General features: G+C 48.4%; 1 protein-coding gene. It reads left to right on the top strand.

What is annotated here, in order from left to right; translation table 11 throughout:
- Positions 1-1,485, top strand: a 1,485-nt coding sequence (locus tag QUA45_RS28425; protein ID WP_333223254.1) for a calcium-binding protein, incomplete at its 5' end; no start/stop codon positions are given.
- Positions 1,486-2,809: the final 1,324 nt, after the last annotated feature.

The raw sequence follows: 2,809 nt of genomic DNA, 5'->3' as shown, positions 1-2,809 counted from the left end.
CCGACGCCCACTTCCACGGACACTCCGACGCCCACTTCCACGGACACTCCGACGCCCACTTCCACGGACACTCCGACGCCCACTTCCACGGACACTCCGACGCCCACTTCCACGGACACTCCGACGCCCACTTCCACGGACACTCCGACGCCCACTTCCACGGACACTCCGACGCCCACTTCCACGGACACTCCGACTCCGACTCCTGCGGGAACTCCGACTCCGACTCCTGCGGGAACTCCGACTCCGACTCCTGCGGGAACTCCGACTCCGACGGGAACTCCAACGCCAACGGAAATTCCGACTCCGACGGGAACTCCAACGCCAACGGAAATTCCGACTCCGACTCCGACGGGAACTCCGACTCCGACGGGAATTCCGACTCCGACTCCGACGGGAACTCCAGACGATCGCGATTGCATTTGCGAACAGATTAGCCTACCCGCGATCGGTTCGATTCCCGGCCCGAATTCAGTTGATCGCACTTTCAACGGCACTGACGGCGACGACTTCCTCACTGCCAGCAATCTCAACGACGCTATCAACGGTTTCAACGGCGACGACATTCTGCTGGGCGAACAAAGCAACGACAATATTTACGGAGGACGGCCCAACAATATCCCCCTTGGCCCGAATGCAGACAGAGACTTGCTGTTTGGTGGCCGTGGCAATGATTACCTCAACGGCCATGCCGGCAACGATCTCATTGTTGCGGGTAAGGGCGATGATGTCGCGATCGGCGGCAAAGACGATGACTTGATTTGGGGTGACAAGGGCAATGACACTCTGGTTGGTGCTCAGGGTAACGACTGCTTGTTTGGAGGCAGTTTTTACCCGTCTAGCCCTGACTCGAATGGACGCGATTTGCTGTTTGGCGGTGCGGGCAACGACTTCTTGAATGGGGGAAATGCTGCGGATACTCTCAGCGGCGGCGAGGGCAATGATACTGTTTATGTCGGCAAGGGCAATGACGTTCTGGTGGGGGGTACTGGCAACGATCTGTTGTTGGGCGATCGCGGCAGTGATAGCATTTGCGGCGACGACGGGGACGATACTATTTTAGGAGACAGTGCGATCGACTTTAACGGCGGGCCAGATTCCCTCTGCGGTGGTGCTGGCAATGATTTGATGTTTGGCAACGGCAGTAGTGACAAGCTATGCGGCGAGGAGGGCAACGATACTGTCTATGGCGGTAAAGGCGACGATTATCTGATAGGGGGTTTGGGCAATGATCTTCTCAGCGGCGGCATTGGGCGCGATCGCTTTGTTTTAACAGCAGGTGAAGGCAGCGATCAAATTACTGATTTCATAAAAGGTGAAGATTTGCTGGTGTTAGCGGGCGGTCTAACTTTTGGTCAACTTAGTATTACTCAAAACGCTAATGCAGCTTTCATCAGGATTGGTGAGAACGGTCAATTGTTGGCTGCTTTAAATGGAGTTCAAGCTAGTGCGATCGGTGTGAATGATTTTACTATCTTCGGGTAAGCACAAATTAATTAACTAAGGTGCAATGGCACTGAAAAAGTGAGCAAAAAAATCTGTAAGGCAATATATATAGCAAAACCATTTGATTTGTAAATAATCGATTCAATCATCACAAGCGTTTCAGGTTATTCTACATTCACGACTCAAATAGATTTGCTATAGATCGTTGCCTTAAAAACACAAAAATCTATCTCTCTTATGTCAAATCGTGCGTCTATTCTCAAGCAACAATTTTTACAGAGTGTGGCCTTACCCTGGAAGGAGCTTCTACCAGACTTTAAAGTCCAAGAGCTTCTGGCTAACGAGAATGTGAGGTATTACAGCCGCGTCTACACACCAATAGTGACGTTATGGGCAATGGTATCCCAGGCGATCGGACTCAATGGGGCTGTATCAATCTGTTTACGTGAAGCGAAGCTATCCCGAAGGGAATCGCCCTAATTTGGCAGAAAAGAGCCATTCCATTATACTGGTGTTTGTTGCCAAAATTAGGAAGCAGTAATTTACAAGAACAAACCCTCGCTCTCGAACAAGTTTTACCCTTGTTTAAAGAATATAAATCGATCGTTTTGGGCGATGGCGTCCCCCCCCCGCAAGCTACGAGAATTTTGTTCTGTAGACTTGCGAAACTGGCTCAAGACAGTGGGTGTATCTTTTTGCTTAAGACTGAAAAAGAATCATTGTTTGGAAACAGAAAACTTAATTGGGCAACGTTTAGACCACTTAGGATGCATCCTGTGGAACTTCCTTATATTTTCCAGGAATTAGGGTCAGAAAAACGCAGCCAGTAGCAGGATTTGATATTGCTTGTAAATGGCAACGAAATTATCGGGAAGGAAAGTAAAAGACGCCTGGTTTATTTAACAGATTTAGGCTCGCTGCCATTCGCTATCTCCGCTTATAAACAGCGAATGGGAATTGAAGAAATGTTCCGAGATTGCAAGACAGGAGGTTATAATCTAGAAAGGAGTGGTTTAAGGGGAGACCGACTGATTAAGATGATTCTGTTAATGGCTATCGCCTACACTTCCGCGATATTTCAAGGCATTGAAACTCAGAAAAAGTAGGTACAAAAATATGTATCTCGCCGCTCCCAACCGAGAAAAAAATACCGTAGACAGAGTACATTTGGCGTTGGTAAGGATGGAGAACAGTGGGTTGATTATCTCGACCGGCATTTATTATAAATTCAACAGTTAATGAAGTTGACTCGAAATAAAGGTCGCTTTTATCAACAGGGTATACGGGCAGGGGGAACGCATCTTATTGAACACTGTTCATCAGTGGTGAGTATATTTTGAGATAAATTCACCATTCAAAGAAG

The organism is Microcoleus sp. Pol12A5 (assembly GCF_036701435.1).
Lineage (GTDB): Bacteria > Cyanobacteriota > Cyanobacteriia > Cyanobacteriales > Microcoleaceae > Microcoleus.
This window is presented reverse-complemented; position numbering and strand designations above follow the sequence as displayed.